Origin of the sequence: Yoonia sp. 2307UL14-13, from assembly GCF_037572755.1 — a bacterium.
Taxonomy (GTDB): Bacteria; Pseudomonadota; Alphaproteobacteria; order Rhodobacterales; family Rhodobacteraceae; genus Yoonia.
This window is the reverse complement of sequence record NZ_JBBIFZ010000003.1, coordinates 236,160-255,450: the sequence shown is the minus strand read 5'-3', so window position 1 is coordinate 255,450 and position 19,291 is coordinate 236,160. Positions and strand designations below refer to the sequence as shown.

The window sequence follows — 19,291 nt, the reverse complement described above, 5'->3', positions numbered from 1 at the left end:
GATCATACGGCCCTTGAATAGACGGGTTTGTCGTTCTTGACGTGCCGGTTCACCAGATGCCTAACCCGTTTGCCTTTGGGTGTGAGCCGGGCCAGCGGACGGTTGATGTAAGGGACTTCGCCGAACACCGCCTCGATCTCCTCGATGGCTTCGGGATTCATTGCCTTCATCGCTTCGGTACCGGTGTAAAGCGTTTCGGCCAATGCGCCTTCGGCTTCGATAATTTCATGATCGTCGCACATGACGTGATGATAGCTGATCCGGCTGATATCGGTGGCGATTTCGACACCTTTCAAACCAACCAGGTGTTTTGCAGGCACCAGAATTTCGGCCGTATCGAACATGCGGATCGCGATTTTCGATTTCAGCAACATCCGGTGCTGGGGTGAAACGATCAGGTCGCGTGACGGCGTGTTGGCCCCAAGCGCACCGGCCTTTATCCGGATTGGCCGCAACTTGGGTTTCAGGGCGAAGTCGGTATCTGTCAGGGTTTGGTGACCAACCCAACGGATCGTTTGCTGCCCATTGTCCAGTGTGTCGAGCACATCGCCGACTTTCAGGTCTTCAACCGGGCGCATGTCTTGGGCAGTCTTGATCAACGTGCCATCGGCAAAGCAAACGACCGAGAAATCGATGTTTTCAAAGTTCTCAAAGGCAATGTCGCCGACCTGCCCGCTCTCATCCCCGCCGGTGATCTGATAATCACCTTTGACTGGCACCTCGGATCCGTCAGGTCTGACATAGGTTCCGGCTAGAAGCACGCTGATTGAAGGCTGCCCGGGGCCGCCAAAAGACACCGGCGCACTGCCGTCGCCGGGCGTGAAAATACCCGTCGCCATGTCATCGAGACCAGAGACCTCAGCCGGAGTCAGGCCAGCCTCTGTCAGGCTGATGCTGTCGTCTTCGGCCGCGGCCTCATCCGCGATGAATGTTTCGATGCTGGTGGCGTTATCGGTTGTGCCATCACCAGACTTGGCGATTGTGCCGTCACCATTGTCGTCAACGGTAACGGTGATCGTCTCATCCGAGAGTGATTCACCACCGATGGCGGTGAATGTATCGTTGCCGGCACCGCCGTCGATGGTATCGGTGCCTGCACTGATCCTGATTTCATCGTCGTCATCGCCGGCCTGAATGTCATCGTCACCTATGCCGCCGTCAATCGTATCGTCACCGGTGCCACCTTCGATCTGGTCATCACCTTCCTGACCAAGGATCGTATCATCGCCCGCGCCACCATCGATAATGTCGCTATTCCCGCTGGGATCGACGACGATGGGGGTCGATTCAAAGAAAATCTCGGTCAGGTCGATCCGCTGACCGCCTGTTTCGAGGTTGCCGTAGTCGATCTCGATCCGGGCGACAGGACCTGGAATCTCGACCAACAAGGACGAGGCGGGCGTGCCGGGGCTGGCATTTCCGGTGCCATCAATCGCGGTCGCCGTATCGTTGCCAGCCACGCCATCGGTATCGCTAAGCACCATATTGGCGCCACCGGTCAGGTTGACCGTGATCGCATTGCCATCCGCGTCGAATGCGCGAACGGTGACGACATCGCGCCAGGTTGCATCATCGATATCGTTGATGCGGAAATTGACGTTGATCACCTCGTCATTGATGGCCGGATCGGTGGATGTGAACTCGATCAAGGTTGTGGACGTATCACCATCCGTCCCGGCACCTGTCAGCAACAAGGTATCGTTAGACGTACCGCCCGGGCCGTTATTCAGCCCGGTCGTAACCTGCGTCTCACTGTTGTTGAACGACATTGTCGGGTTGTTGTCACCATCACTGAAAGAAGTGATGTCGACCCGGGTCGTCCCACTGTTTACCGAAACGGATTGGCCAAGATCATCCCCGTCATCGATCGACGTGCCTGATCCGTCTGGATCGGGGATAGTGCTGTAATCAATCCCCTGAAAGCTCTGAACGCCGGGTGCTACGCCACTGTCGCCGCTGATCGTATCGTTGCCCGACCCACCGTCGATCGTGTCCTGCCCCGCACCGCCGGTGATCGTATCATTTCCGCCGCCGGACGAAATTTCATCGTCACCCGAACCGCCATCGATCGTGTCGGCACCGCCAAAGGACGTAATGTCGTCATCGCCGGCTCCACCATCGACGGTATTGTTGCCGCCACCGGCATTGATGGTGTCGTCACCACCGCCGCCATCAACAACATCTGCACCACCACCAGAATTAACGGTGTCATTGCCGCGGCCCGCATCAATCGTATCAGCGCCGCCGCGCGACGTGATCGTGTCGTCGCCGTCACCAGCAATGATGTCATCCGCGCCGCTGAAATCCAGATTCGCGTAAGGTGCGTCGTCGATCACTTCGTCCCCGGAACTGAGCGCCGCGTAAGGCACGGAATCGGGGTTCGGTCTGAAATTGACCGAGATGATCGTCGCCTCTCCGGCGGGCAGATTGGGCGGCAGGATGGTGAAATCGACGCTGCCGCCGCCGCTGTCTTCCTCAAACGAGTAGCCGGTAAAGCGCTGGCCGTCGATTTCGAAAACGAAGGTGGACTCCAGGTAGAAGGTTTCGCCGTCGAACAGGACGGTCCCGTCGGCCTCTTGCGCAAAGATGAACTGATCGCCTTGTGGGTCTTCCGAGTCTTCAGTGCTGTTCGAAGCGTTATTGCCGGTCCGGCTGTCACCCTCGACCACAAGGTCGCCGGCACCATCCTGCATCAGAATATCGAGCTGATCGACACCACTGATGTTGAAGGTACCGTCAACCGTTGGGTTTTCCGTGCCCAAGAGTTCGGAGTTGAGATACCCCGTATAGGATCTGATCGGCATTGGGAGGCGTCCTGGAATTACTGCTCGTCTTTTTCAATGACACGTAAGACCAAAAAAACTGGGCGAAATCTTGGCCTTACCGCGGCGTCACCTTACTTTTAGACAGGCAAAAATTAGAAAAACGTGAAGTTTTTTCCAAGACTCACGCTTAGATTGATCCTTGGATTACCGAATCAATAATCGCGTTCAAAGAAGATCCCGATGCTGGTTTCACCATCCTGATCGACACTGCCCTTCGCCGTAATCTCATTCGTGACATCGAGGTTCAGGTTGATTTCCGTATCACCTTCGCTGTTCACGACCACGTCCGTATAGACGTTTTCAGACAAGTAACGACCTGCACGCACGGCTGTCTGACCCTCTTCGTCGGTTGTGATGTCGAAGTCATCAAGGCCGATGTTACGCCGCAAACGATCAACTGCCCCACCACCTTGCCCGGCAAGTGTGCTGATGGCCGAGGCAAGTTGGACGGCTTGCAAGGGGCTGATGCTTTCCAGATCACGCCCGAAAATTAGCTGCGACAGGACCTCATCCTGCGGCAATTCTGGAACGGACTCGAACCGTACTTCGGGTTCACCCGCTGGTCCTTCGACGATGATGTTGACGGTCGTTCCGTTATCCGTCTGGGTCGTCGCCACAAGGCGGATATAGGGATCAAAGTCGCCCTGAAGGGTCGCGCTGCCTTCGGTCAGGTCGAACCGCTGCTGCAATATGTCGATGCGGCCGCGTATCAATTCGAAACGACCGACCGGTACGACATCGTTCGTCGTGCCACCGATGCTTAATCGCCCGCCAAGTTCTGCATCCAGACCCCGCCCCCGGACAAAGATGCGGGACGGCGCGTTGATGACCACATCCAGCGGAAAGCCGGGTGTTGCCGGGCCCGCGCTATCACCATCGCCGCTTTCCGGCGTCGCCGAAAGCCCGGCCCTTTGCAGCGTCCGTGTAACGTCGGAACCGGCGCCGATATGGCGCACCTCGGGCAGGTCGCCCAGGGTACTGACGCTGGACGATGGCACCCGAATATCGGTCCGACCAAGTTCCAGCCGCCCGACGATCCGCGCACCGTTCTGCAACGGGCCGGTCACGCTGACCGTGCCTGCGATAGACGACGAATAAAGCTCGGGGTCGCGCAATCTGACGTCACGGACATTGGCCGTAATGTCGGCGTTGTTCGGCCCTTCAAGATCGACCGGGCCTATGATCGTCAGCCCACCACCAGCTTCGACATTGGCGCGCAGGTCAAGCCGGGCGCGCCCGTTGCTGAAACCGATCTGTCCGCCGATATCCGTCAGCGCCTGTGCCAATGTCGGCGCGGCGAGGCGCCCATTGGCGATCGTAATCCGGCCGCCAAGGGCGTCGAGGCCCGGTAGACCGTTAACCGACATATCGAAATTGGCCGTGCCGCTCAGACGGCGCGGTTCGATAGCCGTGTTCGCCAATGCAAGAGGCGCGCTGCCGGTGACATCCAAGTCAAGCTGTCCGCCGCTGCCGACCTGCCCGTTCACCTGTGCGTTCAGTCCGCCGGGACCTGTGCCGCTGGCATCGATGCGCCAGTTGCCCGTCGCATCCAGCTGCGCCGTGCCCGAGGCGCGGGCGGGTCCGCTGACCTGATCCGTCAGGATACCGACATCGCGAAGTGTCGCGTCGAACCAGCCTTCACCGGTACCTTCAGCTCCGTTCAGCGCGCCTGTGACCGAGAATTGCGGCGTTGTAGCCTCAAAATTACTGACCGTCAGCGTGCCATCGCTCTGATTTGCGGCGATGTCCACTTGACCGGCACCGCGTAGAAGCACATCGACCGTCGGATTGCCAATGCGCAGGTCCCGGGTTTGCAGATTGATCTGGGCGTCAAAGCGGCTCAGATCAGGAAGAATCGATCCGCTGGCCGTCAGATCGACCCGCCCCCCGAGTGGCTGACCGACAATGGGACGGAACGTGGCGAGATCAGCGATATTCGCCGAGACATCGCCGCTGATTTCGTTGCTGGGGCGATCCAGCAGGGTGTCGGCAGCAATCACCGCACCGATCCCGTTCGCGTTAAGTCTGATCCGTAGATCGTCACCGCCCGCCGGGGCTGCCGTAAAGTCTGCCGAAACGGGCCCGCTAAGGTTTGGGTCAATGGCGCTTGCATCTGTGATGCGCAGGTTCAAATCGCTTTCAAGCGGCCCATCAGGGCCAAAGCCCGCGTTACCCGTGGCGCGTAGCAAAGGTGTCGCGATGGTAAGGTCCGACAGGGTAAATGTACCGTCAGATGGGCTGGCCACATTGCCGGACAGCGTGCCTGTGCCCACGAGGAACGGATCGACACGAGCGATTCCAGTTGTTACGTCCTGTGTTTCCGCCTGCAGATCGAAATCAAAGCGCGGAATTTCACCATCCTGCGGTATCGTGCCAGCGCCGCTGACATTCAGACTGACCTGCCCGCTGATTGGTTGACCGACCAATGACTGATATGCAGCAAGCTCGGCGAGGTCAGCCGAAACATCGCCACTGATTTCGTTGGTAGCTTTATTCAGAACCGTATCAGCGGCAATCGTCACATCAGGGCCGTTCGCGCGCAGGCGCATACGCAGGCTTTCATCACCTTCCGGCGTTGCCGTGAATGCAGCGGTGACCGGGCCGCTCAGGTTCGGATCGATCGCGCTGGCGTCGGTGATCCGCAGGTTCAGATCACTTTCAAGCGGACCCTGTGCATCAATCCCGACATTGCCCGTTGCCCGCAGAATGGGGGTGGAAACATCCAGATCGGATAAAAGGAAGGTCTCTTGCGTCGGGCGGGCAATGGCGGCGGACAATGTGCCCGCGCCGTCAAGAAACGGGTCAAGACGTGCGATCCCTGTCGTCACATCCTGCGTTTCGGCCTGCACGTCGACATCAAAGCGCAGACCATCGCTAAGCAGCACACCGTCGATCGCAAGGTTCGCCGCACCGCTGAGCGGGCGATCCGCCAACGCGGCATAGGTTGTCAGGTCGGCAATATCAGCTGTGACCGCGGCGTTGATGGTCTGACCGTTTTCGGCTGGGTTCACCGTGCCGTTCGCTGACAGCTGTGCCGAGGGGCCAGTCCCTGCGACCGAGAAATCGATGACGCCATCGGCGGCCAGACGGGCGTTACCCCGTAGAAACGCCGCGCCGTTCAGGTCGGGCAGAACGAGGCTCACTTCGTTCAGGCGCGCGGTAAAACTGGCATCACTACCATCGCTGGTCAGATCGGCCTGTGCCGTGACCTCTGCCGCTGATGTGGTCACGCGCAGGCTTTCCAGGCGCGTGCCCGTCGTGTCGCGTACGGCCTGTGCAGTCAGTGTACCGGCGCCCGCCAGAACCGCATCGGCCTCGGGGATGCCCACTGCAAGATCGTCGGTCGTGCCGTTCAGTGTTACGTCGAACAGCCCATCAAGAGGTGTCAGCACGGCCTCGACCGCGACCTCGGCGGCACCACCAAGGTCACGCCCGACGAGGCTTGAAAAACGGCCAAGCCCGGCCACGCTCAGATTTGCGGTCGCGTCGGTTTCCAGGCCTTCTTCCACGCCAAGAACCGTTGCCTCAGCCTCTACATTGATGCCGGCACCGCTGAGCGTTAATTGAGAGATTTCCGTCGGCTCACCCTCGGTCCGGCTGGCCGAAAAACGACCTGTCACCGCGTCGCCCAGCGCTTGTGCGGCACCGGCGTCGTCAAGGCGCAGACCTTCGGCACCATAGTTCAGATTGGCGGTGATCAGGCCCGTCTCGGCCCCTTCGCCGTTTCGCAAAATGCCGCCGCCCGTCAGGCCCAGTTCATCGATGAACAAGCCGGGGCGGTCAAAGTCGTCAATGGTGATTTCAGCGGTCCAATCGTCGGACAGCTGATTGTCATAATTGATCGCGATACGGGCACCGGCAACGTATGTTTCAGGTCCGGCGACCGGCAACAGCACGGGTTGGCTGCCCCGCACGATACCACCGGAAAGACGGATCCGTTCGGGCCAGCCCTGCGCGCCGATCAGCAGAGCCCCGGCAAGGTTCAGTCGTTGTGATTCGAGATTGAGTGACGACACCTCGATACGCCCATCATTGGTCTGGCGTGCATCGACGAATAACTGCGAATCCGTGCCGAAAAAGCTGCGATAGGCCGGGTCGAACAGGGGTGAGACGTCGCCGCCGACATCGAGACGTACCAAACGCCCCGCCGGGTCCTCGGTCAGGCGAAATGTGCCGTTCAGGCGGTCCTCACCATCGGTTGCGATGGCAAGTGTCGCTTCGTAATCGTTGACGGGCGCCTCGCCCTCGACCCGCAATCCGATTGCGGGCCGTCCGGGCAGATCAAGGATGCGCGCAGCGATCCCGTCTTCCCCTTCCTCAAGGTTCAACAGCAGGCCAAGCACGCCGGTTTCGTTGGCGTAGCTGCCGTCGATTTCGAATATCCCGCGCTTGTCACCCAGCCGTTCGGCGACGACGTTCGCCACACCTTCGCCGCCGCTCAGTGACGCCGATCCCTGCAGGCTGATCGCGATCGGTTCGCCCAAAAATACCTCGCCCAGTTCGAGGCGCCCGATGGCCAGCTGTTCCAGATCGATGCTCACCGGAAGCTCTGGCAGCGAAAATGGCTGCGCTTCGGGCGATGGGCCCGTCTCTTCGGAAATCGGCGGGCGTGAGACGACAATTTTCTCAGCGCTGATTTCCTGAATATCGATTGCACCGCGCAACAGGGCCGATCGGGTCCAGCTAAGGGTGATATTCTCAAGCGATAGCCAAACGCCCTCTTCATCGGCGATGGTGAGCACCTCGATCGTCGCTTCGGAGCTTAGCGCACCTTGAAAACCGAGGATATTCACCTCGCGGCTGACGCCCGAGAGGTTCTCTTCGATCAGGGAGGTGATGTAACCCTTGTCTTCGTCCTCCTGACTCTGCGCGGTGGCCCAGAGCGGGGCGCAAAGGAAGATGATAGTGCAGATGAGATGTTTCAAAACGCCTGTCCAATCCCGATATAGACTTGCAGGTTTTGTGCCGTTTCGCCGCTGGCCTCGGTGCCGAGATCAAGGCGGATAGGGCCGATCCCGGTCTCGTAACGAATGCCGATGCCAGCACCGGCATGCCATTCCGCATCTTCCAGCGGCACCGATGTTTCACCAACATAGCCGATGTCGTAGAACCCGACGAGCGACAGGCTATCGGTGATTTCGGTCCGCAGTTCGACCTGCGCGCCAGCGAACGACGCACCGCCGGTCGAGACGATCTGACCGTCGACCGCCCGATCTATGCCCAAGGACTGATAGGGCTGCCCCCGTACCGTGCCGCCACCACCGGAATAGAATAGGAAGTCCGCCGGTGCTTCTTCCAATCCGGCGCCCAAAACGCTGCCGACCTGCGTGCGGGCAGCAAAGGTAAAGCGATCCGCAATGGTATAGTATCCGCGCCCGTCGGCGAACAGCCGGGCGCCGGTCAGGTCACCGTCGGTGCTGACGAAGGGCGTTGTCGAAAGGTCGATATAGTAACCGTCTGTCGCGTTGCTCGGTGCATCACGACGATCAAGCGTCGCTTTCAAGGGCAGCGTCAGCAGCGTGTATTGACGATCACCGACTTCACTTTCTTCCTTCGCCCGCAGCAGGCCGACACCGTATTCGACGGTCAGATCATCCGTGACGATCCGGGTGAACCCGGTTTCGACCGCAATCTTGTCGAGCAGATAGTCAGGCTCATCTTCGCGCGAAATCTCACCGCGCAGAAAGTAATCCGTGTCCGGACCGAATGTTGCAGGACGGCTAAATTTGCCGCGCAGCGCATAGTCGATACCGCCGGTTTCGCCCCCGATGCCGGAAACTTCACCATCCACACGCAAACGCTCCGCCCCGCCAAGCAGGTTGCGATGCAACCAAAAAGCGGATGTGGTAATGCCGTCGACCGACGATAGTTCCAGACCGACGCCGATCCGGCGTGGTTTGCTTTCCAGTATCTGCGCGTTGATGGGCAGCGTGTTATTCGGGCCGTTTCGATCCGCAATCGTGAACGCCACACTGTCGAACGCCCCTGTACGGCGCAGCCTGCTTTCGGCCTTGTCCAGCGCATCAGGTGAATAGACTTCACCCGTCGGCAGACCGGCGATCGCCCTGATACGCTCGGTGCGAACGTCTTCATTCCCGCTGACATTCAGCGCGCCGAACGTCAGTTGGGGACCAGGGGCCAGCGCGACCTCGACATCCAGTCGGTTTTCCTGATGTCGTGCGATCACCGCCTGATCGGCGACGCGCACGCGCGGATGACCGATATCCCGCCAGGCATTCAGGCCAGCAGATACGGCACGTTCGATTTGATCGGCCCGCGCCCTTTCACCGCTTTGGAAATCCTCGGGCGACGCAGTTGCCGGTGGTAGAGGCGCGATGCGGGTTTGACCAAAGCGAAACTGCGGCCCGGCGTCGACTGTGATCACGACATCTTCGATGACCGACGGTGCCGCCAAAGGTGAAATATCTGCCGCCTCGATCCCGTTGATCGTGATCGAGACCGTCCCGCCATAGTAGCCACGCCCGTAAAGCGCCGTCAGCAGCCGACGGTAATCGGCACGGGCCGCAGCGACATAATCCTGTGGTACGGCGTCGTCGTCAATTTGGCGCAACAAAGATGCCTCATTCAGCGACTCCACTGCCCTGTCGGAAACCAGCCGCACGTCTTGCGCCTCGGCAAAGCTGGCTCCGACCATCGCGCAGGTTACCAACAGCACTTTTCTGAACAAAACTTGGCCCCTCTGCCTGATGCACCCACGCTTACATCCTACGATAACGACCTGAAATGCAAATGGTTCAACGATCTCATGTCACGGTGGTCGTTTTTGTGTAGGTGCTCGTTCACACTGACGTTAGTCTGCTGTCCATGAAAGATCAGCTTTCGTCTATCGGGACCCATCTGCGCCCACCGGAAACAGTCATGCGTCTACGACGCATGGGCGCAGCTTTTCCGACGCGGTTGTCGTTCATGCGCACGCTTTTGCGGCGCCTGTCCCGCGACGGGTCGATCGTGAAAAGACATGCGTGGCAGATCGACCGCGATGGTTTCGGCCACGCAGTTTATACGTTGCACCTGGATGGCTTTGACTACGCATTGATCGCCGTCGCCAATCCGCTGCAGGACGACATGCGCACCGACCGGGTGATCGCCACGGCCTGGGATGCGTCGTTTGTCCTTTACGACGGCATCCCCGATGCGGATGAGATTGCGCGGATCGTCGCGACCGCCCCCTTGCAAGAAGCGGCGCGGTTCACACATCGTGATCTGGTGCTGAGCCGCGCGAACAAGTCGGTGCGCCTATTCAATCATGTCGTGGCACGGTTACGGGCTGGACAGCAGCCCGATGCCGCCTTGATCCGGCAAACGGGCTATCTGATGCGCACGACTGCCGTCTATGGAAACGGCAAATTCGGCATCGCCGATCGCGCGCATATTGCCGACAGGTCCGGGTTGAACGGGCCCTTTGTGGCCGAGATGCTGACCGTCTGGCTGATCCGTGGTTTTACCCATGATCTGGTCGAGCATTTGGGTGGCAATCCGCTAAGCCGCGACCTCAAACGTCATCTGGGCATCGGCAATGCAACCGGGTTGGGTATGGCACCGTTCCTGGTCAATCATCCCCTGCTTTTGAACGCATGGATGAATGCCCGCGAGACTGCGCTGGCACGGGTGCGATGCGTGGCCGAACTGGACGAGGACCAAATCACCCGGCTTTATGACCTTGTCGGCCGGGCTGCCGCGCATGTTGGGCAATGGCAGGTCGCGGATCGGGTCGCAGAGGAAAGGCTATCGGTGCTGCGGCAGGAATGGCTGGCCTTCGCAGACACGCTGACACCGGATCTGATGACCGGCGCATACCCGATCGATCGCATCCTCCAAAGCAGCACGCAATTTTCGATCGACACCCAAGAGCTGATCGTTGCGTTGGTTCTGGAACCTTTCGGCACCCTGATCGACGATCTTGCCGACAAGATGACGACAACACAAACACCCTGTATCGATCCCGGTATGCCTTGCGAGCAACTGTGTGATTTGATCGGGCGTGATTGGGCCTGGACCCTAGAGGTCGACTACACCGATCCCAGCGCTTGCGCGCAATTCTGGTACGTCTCCGCCGCCAAGATGGAGCCGCGGTTAGGACTGCGGCACAGCGAAAAGGGGGCGGAACAAGAGACGCCGCTGGATATCGGGCGGCAGGTGAAACGTGCTGCATCTGATCTGAAAAATCATGACGGCACGACCGCAGAATTTCTAAGTGACTTCCCCCATCACCGGGGCGCGGTACGCAGGATACAAATGCTTGATCTATATCCCTACGCCGAAATACGGGACAACTTGATCAGCGCCGATTGTCTGCCGATCGACCTTTTGCGTTGCAAGCTGGCCTTTTTCGGCGCGACCAGATTCGACCCGAAATCGGATCGCTGGACACGGATCGCATTGGCGCAAGGTGCGCCGCTTTTTGACGAACTGGACGAGGCCGATGATTGGTGGCTGCCGGTCGGTCCGCAATGAAACGGTCCCTGAACGAGATCGGGGCGCTTGTCTATAAGGCCGCGCTTGGCGTTGGTATCCCGGTTGGTCAGGCTGAGGATTTGTCACGGACGGCACTGTACCTCGCAAGCCAAGACACATCGTTGAGCCCGATCCTTGATGCGTTGCGCGAACCATCCGAACCCATCGATGTCGCAATGGGTGGCGATCAACTGGTGATCAAGTCCGGTACTGCCGCGATGACCGCGCCGATGGTGCAAGATTGCTTTTGCAGCGGCACCTGCACGGCGCGTCTGGCCAAAGCGAGCCATAGTCCCCTGGTGGCCGCCATGTTGGCCCAAGGTGGGATGGCATGCCGTATCGACGGTGCCATTGTCCATCGAACCGGGCGCGTCACGACCGCCGCGCGCACCGGGCCGGTGGATGTTCCCGATGATGTCTGGTTGGCCTTGTCTGGTTTGGCGGCCAGAATTCTGGTGCCCGACAGCGCGGTATCACGCGCCGGCGCCGGACCGACTGGCGATGGCTAGGCACCGCGCGAAACGTCGTTGCTTGCCAAAGGGAATGACCATTGCGGAATCGGGCCCGAAGCCACCCGTGGTACTGTCGCTGTTCGTAAAGAACTAATATGTGACACCCCGAAGAGCGCACTCACGAAATAATTTCATTATTTGATTTCAAGCCCTTAATGGCAATATCGATTTTTTTATGCAACCGGTTGCAAAATAATCCGGAACGCCTAGACTTTGCATGTGGAGAAAACAAGGACGGGCAAAGCCGCAGCGGTGTCGTCCGTTTCCCCGGTCCATAATTCGCGTGACCCGGGCACGCACTTTGGGAGGAACCATGAAAAAGCTAATGATGACTGCCGCCTTGACGTGCGGGCTGGCCACAACCGCGATGGCCGAAACGATCGGCGCGTCGATCGCGCGGTTCGATGACAACTTTCTGACAGTGATGCGCAACGGCATGACCGACTATGCGGCAACACTGGACGGTGTCGACCTGCAGGTCGAAGATGCGACCGACGACGTGGCCAAGCAGTTGGACCAGATCAACAACTTCATCGCCTCGGGCGTGGATGCGATCATCGTAAACGCGGTCGATACATCGGCCACACAAGCCATGACCAATGCCGCAAACGAGGCAGGCGTGCCGCTGGTCTATGTAAACCGCGAGCCGGTCAACGTGAATGAATTGCCTGAAGGGCAGGCCTTTGTGGCGTCGAACGAAATTGAATCCGGTACGCTGGAAGCATTTCAGATTTGTCGCAATCTGCGCGCCGAGGGCAAGGCAGGCGGTGCCAATGGCTATATCCTGATGGGACAACTGTCCAACCAGGCCGCCGTGCAGCGCACCAAGGACGTCGATGACGTGATCGGCATGGATATGTGCAACTTCATGAACATCATCGACCGGCAAACGGCAGAATGGTCACGCGACAAGGCGCAGGATTTGATGACCAACTGGCTATCGTCGGGTGAGGATTTTGATTTCGTGATCGCCAATAACGACGAAATGGCGATCGGTGCGATTCAGGCGATGAAGGCCTCGGGGATCGACATGGCCGAGGTCCAGGTCGGTGGTGTCGATGCCACGCAAGATGCCTTGGTTGCGATGCAGGCCGGTGATCTGGACGTGACGGTGTTTCAGGATGCAAACGGCCAAGGTGCCGGATCGGTGGAAACCGCGCTGAAACTCGCCCGTGGCGAAGAGGTGGATCAAAAGGTCTATATCCCGTTCAAGCTCGTGACGCCTGACAACGTCGCTGAATTCCTCGAACGGAACTAGGCGCACATCATTGGCGGGCTGACGTGGATTGGCCCGCCAATCACAAAAGATCACGCGATCCAAGGGGGCAATCATGGCGGATCAAACCGCAGGTATCGGCGGGCTGAAATACGACAAGTCCAAGCGCGCCTGGCCCAGTGAATTCAACGTCTTCATCGCGCTGATCATCATCATCCTGATCTTCGAAGCGCTGGGGCAGTTGCTGCCTTACATGAACGGTCAAAGCATGCTCTTTGACTTCAACACCAATCGCGACGGCACCATCCTGAACATGGCGCGGATCAAGATCATGATCCTTCAGGTGGCGATTATCGGGATCATCTCACTGGGTGTGACGCAGGTGATCATCTCGGGCGGGATCGATCTCAGTTCCGGGCCGCTGGTCGGGGCGGCTGCGATGATCGTCATGTCCTTCGCGCAGACGGAATTGGTCAACGGCCAGCTAAATCCCAAGGCGGTGTTCGGCGACTGGGCGTTCGATCTGCCCCTTCTTGTCCCTATTGTCGTCGGACTGATGTTCGGGGCGTTTATCGGCTTTATCAATGGATCGTTGATCGCCTTTACCGGCATCCCGCCTTTTATCGCAACGCTGGGCATGTTCCTGATCTGCCGTGGTATCGCGCAGTGGTGGACACGCGGCCAACCCGTGTCATTCCCCACCGAAAGCTATGCATTCATCGGATCAGGCATGATGCCGGTTGTCTGGTTCGTCCTGCTCGCGCTCCTGTTTCACCTGATCCTGAAATACACCGTCTACGGCAAACACACCTACGCCATCGGATCGAACGAAGAGGCCGCGCGGATGTCCGGCATCAACGTACGGCGGCACAAGATCATGGTCTACATGATCGCAGGTATGCTGGCCGCCTTTGCCGCGATCATCCTGAGTTCGAAAAACCTGACTGCCCAAACCGGCATGGGCCTGTTCTATGAATTGTTCGCCATCGCGATGGCTGTCATCGGCGGCGTCAGCCTGCGGGGCGGGCGCGGGTCTATCATCGGCACGGTGCTGGGGGCCTGCGTGTTCGGGGTGATCCAATCGGGGTTCATCTACATCAAGCTTGATGCGTTCTATCAGCTGATGGCCATGGGCTCGATCATCATCTGCGCGGTTGTGTTGGACCAATGGCGCCAGCAACGCGGCGCGTCGCGGGCGTAGGAGGTCACCATGCACGACGATATCATTCTGGAGACGCGAGGGCTGACCAAACATTACGGTGGGGTCCATGCACTGAACGACGCGGATTTCACTCTGCACAAGGGTGAACATGTCGCGATCATGGGGGATAACGGTGCGGGCAAATCGACCTTTGTCCGTCAGATCACAGGGGTCGAACAGCGGACAAGCGGCACCATCATTTTTGACGGGAAAGAGGTGCATTTCGCCGGACCCTTGGACGCGCGTGAGGCCGGGATCGAAACCGTGTTTCAAACACTCGCCCTTGCCGATGATCTGGACGTACCCGACAACCTGTTCCTCGGGCGGGAAAAGACCAAGCTGAACTGGCTCGGCCCGTTTCGTATTCTCGACTACAAGGGCATGCGCGCCGATACACTCGCCGGTCTTGAAAAAACCGCCGTCAAAATCCCCAATATCCGCAATACGATCCGCAACATGTCGGGCGGGCAACGGCAATGTGTCGCGATCGCCCGGACGGCGACCTTTCATTCAAAGCTGACCATCATGGACGAACCCACAGCGGCGCTTGGGGTGCAAGAAACCGCGCAGGTCGAAAACATCATCCGCACGTTGAAAGAGGCGGGCGAACCGCTGATACTGATCAGCCACAACATGCGGCAGGTGATGGATCTTGTGGACCGGATCGTCGTGTTCCGCCGCGGGCGCATTGTGGCCAACTTGCGGAAAGAGGAAACCGACGGGCAGGACGTCGTCGCCTACATCACTGGCGCGAAAACGCAACCGGAATATGATGTGGAAGAGGCCTAAGGTTTTCTTTGCGACAGCCGCGCGATAGTGAGGGCGAAACCCAACCAAAGGTGCATGACACGTAAATGGCCGTCACGCTGAAAGAAGTTGCCGCATTGGCCGGTGTTTCGCGCTCGGCTGTGTCGCGCTGCTTTACCGAAGGGGCCTCGGTCAGCCCCAAGACCCGGGCCAAGATCGAACGCGCGGCGAATGAACTGGGCTATCACCCGAACGCCTTGGCCTCGTCCCTGACGACGGGGCGGACCAAGCTGATCGGGCTGGTCAGCAACAACTTTCACAACCCGATTTTCCTTGAGGTGTTCGACCTATTCACCCGCAGCCTGCAGGAACGCGGTTTGCGGCCATTGCTGGTCAACCTCAGCGACGAAACCGATCCCGAAAACTCTGTCCGCATGTTGCGGCAATATTCCGTGGACGGGGTTATCGTCGCATCCTCGACCCTGCCGGTCAGCTTTGCCGAAAGTTTCCACGCGGCGGGCGTACCGGTGGTGCATTCCTTTGGTCGATATGCCGAAAAACCACGGGTCAACGTGGTGGGGATCGACAACAAAGAGGCCGGGCGCATGGCCGCGAAGGCGCTGATCGATCGCGGCTACAATCGGATCGCGATGCTCGCCGGACCGGAAACCGCCACCTCGACCGAGGATCGTCTGGCCGGGTTTCTTGAGGCCGCGCAGGGTGTCGAGGTTTCCACGTCCTTCGCCGCCAGCTACTCCTTCGACGCCGGCTGGGACGAGATGAACCGCCTTATCGCCGCCGGTAATCTGGCCGAGGCGTATTTCTGCGGCGACGACGTGCTGTCCATCGGCGCACTATCCGGGCTACAGGCGGCAGGCTATCGGGTGCCCGACGATATCGGGTTGATCGGGTTGAATGACATGGAAATGGCCCGCTGGAACAACATTGATCTAACGACGATCCGACAGCCGATCCACGATGTGGTGCGCCTGTCGGTCAGCATGATCTGCGACATGCTGGATGACAGCCACGCCAGCCCGGACGCGCACCTGCTACGGTGCGAGATTATCGAACGCGGAACGCTGCGCCCCCTCTAACGCAGTGATGGCGGCCGCGCATCGACCCAAGCCCCGGCTTGCCGGGCAGAGGCGACCGCCTGATGGACCGCCGCCATCGATCGCAGCCCATCCTCTGCCGTCGGAAACGCGCCATGCGGCTCACCCCGGATCGCGGCGGCAAGGTCGACATAGATGTTGGCCACCGCCATCGGAAAACCTTCGGGATGGGCGATGGCGACGCGGCTCAGCCGTGCGGCTTCACCCGACAGCCCACCCTCACCCTTTTCGATGATCTGCGTCCGGCCCCCGACAGGGGTGTAGTAGACTTGGTTCGGCTGCTCTGCCCACCATTTCAGCCCGCCGGTTTCACCAAAGACCTGAATATCAAACCCATGCTGACGCCCAATAGCCACGGATGAAGTCCACAAGCGCCCAACCGTGCCACCCTCCATCCGGAAATTGACCATCGCGTCATCCTCCAACGCCCGGCTTGGGATGGCTGACGCGAAATCGGCGGACAATTCGCGCACCTGATCGCCGCTGACAAAACTCGCCAAATGCATGGCGTGGATACCGCAATCCGCGAATTGGCCCGACACGCCAGCGATCTGTGGATCATACCGCCACCGGACACGCGGATTATCAGCATCCGCCGCGTCCCCATGGTGCCCATGACTGAAATTCACGACGATCACGCGGACCTTACCGATATCCCCCCGCGCCACCATCTGCCGCATCTCGCGCACCATCGGGTAGGCGGAATAGCAATAGTTCACCGCACAGATCTTGCCCGTGCTGCTGGCAATAGCGACAATCTCTTCCGCCTCATCAACCTGCATGGTCATCGGCTTTTCGCACAAGACGTTGAACCCGGCTTGCAGAAAGGCCTTCGTGATCTCGAAATGGGTCGAATTGGGTGTGGCGACAGTCACCAGATCGACGCGATTCTCGCGCGCCTGCTCTTTCTCAAGCATTTCCCGCCAGTCGCCATAGGCCCGGTCGGGCGCGACGCCCAGCTCAGCCGCATAGGCCTTCCCCCGTTCCGCATCGTGATCCAAGGCGCCAGCCGCCAGCGCAAAGTTCCCGTCCGCCTGCGCGCCCATCCGGTGGGCTGGCCCGATCTGGCTGCCCTTGCCGCCACCGATCATGCCCCAGTTCAGTCTTTTCATGCCGGGTCCCCTCAAAAACCGATAGACTGCAGATAAGCACGGTTCGCGCGCGCATCTTCCATCGGCGTCCCCGGCAAGGTCGGGTCACAATCCTGTTCGACCGTGCACCAACCGTCGAAACCGGCATCCAGCAGAACCTGACGCACGGCTGGAAAATCCACATCACCCTCGCCCAATTTGCAGAAAATACCCTGCCCGCAAGCGTCGTAAAAATCCGTCCGGTTCGCCACGACCTGCGCCTTTACCGCCGGGTCGATATCCTTGAAATGCATATAGCTGATCCGCCCGATATGCCGCTGCATAAAGGCGACCGGATCAAAACCGGCATAGGAATGATGGCCGGTGTCAAAACAGATTTTCAACAGATCCTCATCCACCTCGTCCAGCAGGCGCTCCAGCTCCGGCTCGTAATCCATAAACCCTGCTGCATGGGCGTGAATGCCCACTGTCAGGCCGTGATCAACACCGATCCGCGCAGCCTCGGCGATGCGGTCGCGAAAGGCGGTCCATTCGGCCTTATCCATCTGCGCGGCCTCGTCCACACGCCCGGCTGAAGGCGCACGGCGGGGTGAGATTGAATCGATCAGCACCAGATGCTTCGCCCCATGCGCCGTCAGGGCGGCGCATGTGCGCCTGGTCCCGTCCAGCACGTCATCCCACTGCGCGGGGTCATGGAAGGCCCGAAAAACCACGCCGCCGATCAGTGTCAGATCGAATTCCGACAATGCCTCGGCCAAGACCACCGGATCCTCGGGCATAAAGCCCACCGGCCCCAGTTCGATCCCCTTGTATCCGGCCTGTGCGCATTGGCGCAAAACCTCGCGCCATGTCGGGTTACGCGCATCATCCGCGAATTCCACACCCCAGGAACAGGGGGCATTGCCGATCTGAATACTCATGGACTGATCCTTTGGTTCAATTCACGTCTTGCCACGTGCCGGATTGCGACGACCGCAGGGCGGCATCGACCACCCGCGCCACGGCCAGACCATCGGCAAAGGTGGGCCAGACAGGTTGGCCGGTTTCGATAGCGGTCAGGAAATCCTTGGCCTCGATGATGATCTGGTCCTGATAGCCCGTGCCATGGCCAGGACCCTGGCAGAACGGTTCAAAATCAGGGTGGGCCGGGCCGGTCAGGATTTTGGTAAAGCCTTGCGTCGCCTCCGGCCCCTCGCGCCGATACAGCCAGATCGCATTCTGATCTTCCTGATCAAACCGGATCGCGCCCTTGGTCCCCGCGATTTCATAGGCATAGCCCATCTTGCGCCCGGTGCAGACGCGCGACGAATAGATGTGGCCCATCACACCGCTTTCAAAGCGACACATCATCTGGACGTGGTCGTCGTTGGTCACCTTCCCGCCGGGGCGGTCGTGATGCACCGTTTCGACCTCGGCCATGACCTTGCTGATCGGGCCCATCAGGGCGAGCGCGGCGTTAAAGATATGCGGGGCCAGATCTCCGATGCAGCCATTGGCCATACCTTCCGTCCGCCATGTGGCGGGGGCATCGGGGTCGGCCAGAAAATCCTCGGTATTCTCGGCGCGAAACCATGTAATGTCGCCAATGGCCCCTTCCGCCAGCAGTTGACGGGCGAATTGGGTGGCAGGGGTGCGGACGTAGTTATAGCCGACCATGTTCACGTGGCCTTCCGCCGCCTTCACCATCGCCTCTGCATCAGCGAGAGACGCGCCCATCGGCTTTTCACACATGACGGGTTTGCCCAGCGCAAACGCAGCCTCGGCAATCTCGCGGTGCAGCTTTTGCGGGGTGGCGATGATCACGGCCCCGACCCGATCATCCGCGACCAACGCCCGCCAATCCGACGTCGCGCGGGCGAAACCGAAACTCTGGCGATAGCGTTCGGCGGAGGCATCAGAGGACGCGCAGATCATCTCAAGCCGGGGACGCAGGGCGGTATCGAACACCGCACCGACGGCGGCCATGGCCACCGAATGCGCCTTTCCCATATAGCCGCCACCGACGATCCCTATCCCGATTTCTGTCACCAGACGCCCCTCCCAAGAAAAAACTTGCAACCGGTTGCAAAACTAGTACCGTCAGATTCGACGGCGCACAAGCTGCAATCT

Annotated in this window: 12 protein-coding genes; 6 read left to right on the top strand and 6 right to left on the bottom strand. The window is 59.6% G+C overall.

What is annotated here, in order from left to right; genetic code table 11:
• Nucleotides 1-2: 2 nt before the first annotated feature.
• The 3 genes from V8J85_RS10760 to V8J85_RS10750 all read right to left on the bottom strand — a co-directional run bounded on the left by V8J85_RS10760 (nt 3) and on the right by V8J85_RS10750 (nt 9,513).
• On the bottom strand, nt 3-2,804 hold the full coding sequence (locus V8J85_RS10760; RefSeq protein ID WP_339953737.1) for a Hint domain-containing protein: 2,802 nt from the start codon (nt 2,802-2,804) through the stop codon (nt 3-5).
• 173 nt (nt 2,805-2,977) lie between these two features.
• A complete protein-coding gene (locus V8J85_RS10755; protein WP_339953736.1) occupies nt 2,978-7,750 on the bottom strand; it encodes a translocation/assembly module TamB domain-containing protein in 4,773 nt (1,590 codons plus the stop codon).
• Nucleotides 7,747-9,513 carry an autotransporter assembly complex protein TamA gene (locus V8J85_RS10750; protein ID WP_339953735.1) on the bottom strand — a complete coding sequence of 589 codons (1,767 nt, stop codon included), beginning with the start codon at nt 9,511-9,513 and terminating at the stop codon, nt 7,747-7,749. The genes V8J85_RS10755 and V8J85_RS10750 overlap by 4 nt, the downstream gene beginning before the upstream one ends.
• Before the next feature lie 137 nt (nt 9,514-9,650).
• Between V8J85_RS10750 and V8J85_RS10745 the strand changes: the two genes are divergently transcribed.
• The 6 genes from V8J85_RS10745 (at nt 9,651) to V8J85_RS10720 (ending at nt 16,073) form a co-directional block, all read left to right on the top strand.
• Nucleotides 9,651-11,300 carry a hypothetical protein gene (locus tag V8J85_RS10745; RefSeq protein ID WP_339953734.1) on the top strand — a complete coding sequence of 550 codons (1,650 nt, stop codon included), beginning with the start codon at nt 9,651-9,653 and terminating at the stop codon, nt 11,298-11,300.
• Nucleotides 11,297-11,809 carry a DUF3726 domain-containing protein gene (locus V8J85_RS10740; RefSeq protein WP_339953733.1) on the top strand — a complete coding sequence of 171 codons (513 nt, stop codon included), beginning with the start codon at nt 11,297-11,299 and terminating at the stop codon, nt 11,807-11,809. Before V8J85_RS10745 ends, V8J85_RS10740 begins: the two co-directional genes overlap by 4 nt.
• 316 nt (nt 11,810-12,125) lie before the next feature.
• Nucleotides 12,126-13,070, top strand: coding sequence for a sugar ABC transporter substrate-binding protein (locus V8J85_RS10735; RefSeq protein ID WP_339953732.1), 945 nt, complete (start codon nt 12,126-12,128; stop codon nt 13,068-13,070).
• A 73-nt stretch (nt 13,071-13,143) separates the two neighbouring features.
• Nucleotides 13,144-14,229 carry an ABC transporter permease gene (locus V8J85_RS10730; RefSeq protein WP_339953731.1) on the top strand — a complete coding sequence of 362 codons (1,086 nt, stop codon included), beginning with the start codon at nt 13,144-13,146 and terminating at the stop codon, nt 14,227-14,229.
• Nucleotides 14,230-14,238: 9 nt separating this feature from the next.
• Complete coding sequence (locus V8J85_RS10725) at nt 14,239-15,018, top strand: ATP-binding cassette domain-containing protein (RefSeq protein ID WP_339953730.1); 780 nt, start codon at nt 14,239-14,241, stop codon at nt 15,016-15,018.
• A gap of 65 nt (nt 15,019-15,083) precedes the next feature.
• The gene (locus tag V8J85_RS10720; RefSeq protein WP_339953729.1) at nt 15,084-16,073 is read left to right on the top strand and encodes a LacI family DNA-binding transcriptional regulator; all 990 of its coding nucleotides are present in this window, start codon (nt 15,084-15,086) and stop codon (nt 16,071-16,073) included.
• Here the strand turns inward: V8J85_RS10720 and V8J85_RS10715 are convergent.
• The 3 genes from V8J85_RS10715 to V8J85_RS10705 are packed head-to-tail and all read right to left on the bottom strand — an operon-like array spanning nt 16,070 to nt 19,210.
• Complete coding sequence (locus tag V8J85_RS10715) at nt 16,070-17,203, bottom strand: Gfo/Idh/MocA family protein (protein WP_339953728.1); 1,134 nt, start codon at nt 17,201-17,203, stop codon at nt 16,070-16,072. The two genes, V8J85_RS10720 and V8J85_RS10715, sit on opposite strands and share 4 nt — an antisense overlap.
• Before the next feature lie 11 nt (nt 17,204-17,214).
• Nucleotides 17,215-18,102, bottom strand: coding sequence for a TIM barrel protein (locus tag V8J85_RS10710; protein ID WP_339953727.1), 888 nt, complete (start codon nt 18,100-18,102; stop codon nt 17,215-17,217).
• A gap of 16 nt (nt 18,103-18,118) precedes the next feature.
• Nucleotides 18,119-19,210 carry a Gfo/Idh/MocA family protein gene (locus V8J85_RS10705; RefSeq protein WP_339953726.1) on the bottom strand — a complete coding sequence of 364 codons (1,092 nt, stop codon included), beginning with the start codon at nt 19,208-19,210 and terminating at the stop codon, nt 18,119-18,121.
• Nucleotides 19,211-19,291: the final 81 nt, after the last annotated feature.

Coding starts and splice junctions, on each gene's coding strand:
- V8J85_RS10760 (WP_339953737.1), bottom strand. CDS start 2,804: ATGCCGATCAGATCCTATACGGGGTATCTCAACTCCGAACTCTTGGGC.
- V8J85_RS10745 (WP_339953734.1), top strand. CDS start 9,651: ATGAAAGATCAGCTTTCGTCTATCGGGACCCATCTGCGCCCACCGGAA.
- V8J85_RS10740 (WP_339953733.1), top strand. CDS start 11,297: ATGAAACGGTCCCTGAACGAGATCGGGGCGCTTGTCTATAAGGCCGCG.
- V8J85_RS10735 (WP_339953732.1), top strand. CDS start 12,126: ATGAAAAAGCTAATGATGACTGCCGCCTTGACGTGCGGGCTGGCCACA.
- V8J85_RS10730 (WP_339953731.1), top strand. CDS start 13,144: ATGGCGGATCAAACCGCAGGTATCGGCGGGCTGAAATACGACAAGTCC.
- V8J85_RS10725 (WP_339953730.1), top strand. CDS start 14,239: ATGCACGACGATATCATTCTGGAGACGCGAGGGCTGACCAAACATTAC.
- V8J85_RS10720 (WP_339953729.1), top strand. CDS start 15,084: ATGGCCGTCACGCTGAAAGAAGTTGCCGCATTGGCCGGTGTTTCGCGC.
- V8J85_RS10715 (WP_339953728.1), bottom strand. CDS start 17,203: ATGAAAAGACTGAACTGGGGCATGATCGGTGGCGGCAAGGGCAGCCAG.
- V8J85_RS10710 (WP_339953727.1), bottom strand. CDS start 18,102: ATGAGTATTCAGATCGGCAATGCCCCCTGTTCCTGGGGTGTGGAATTC.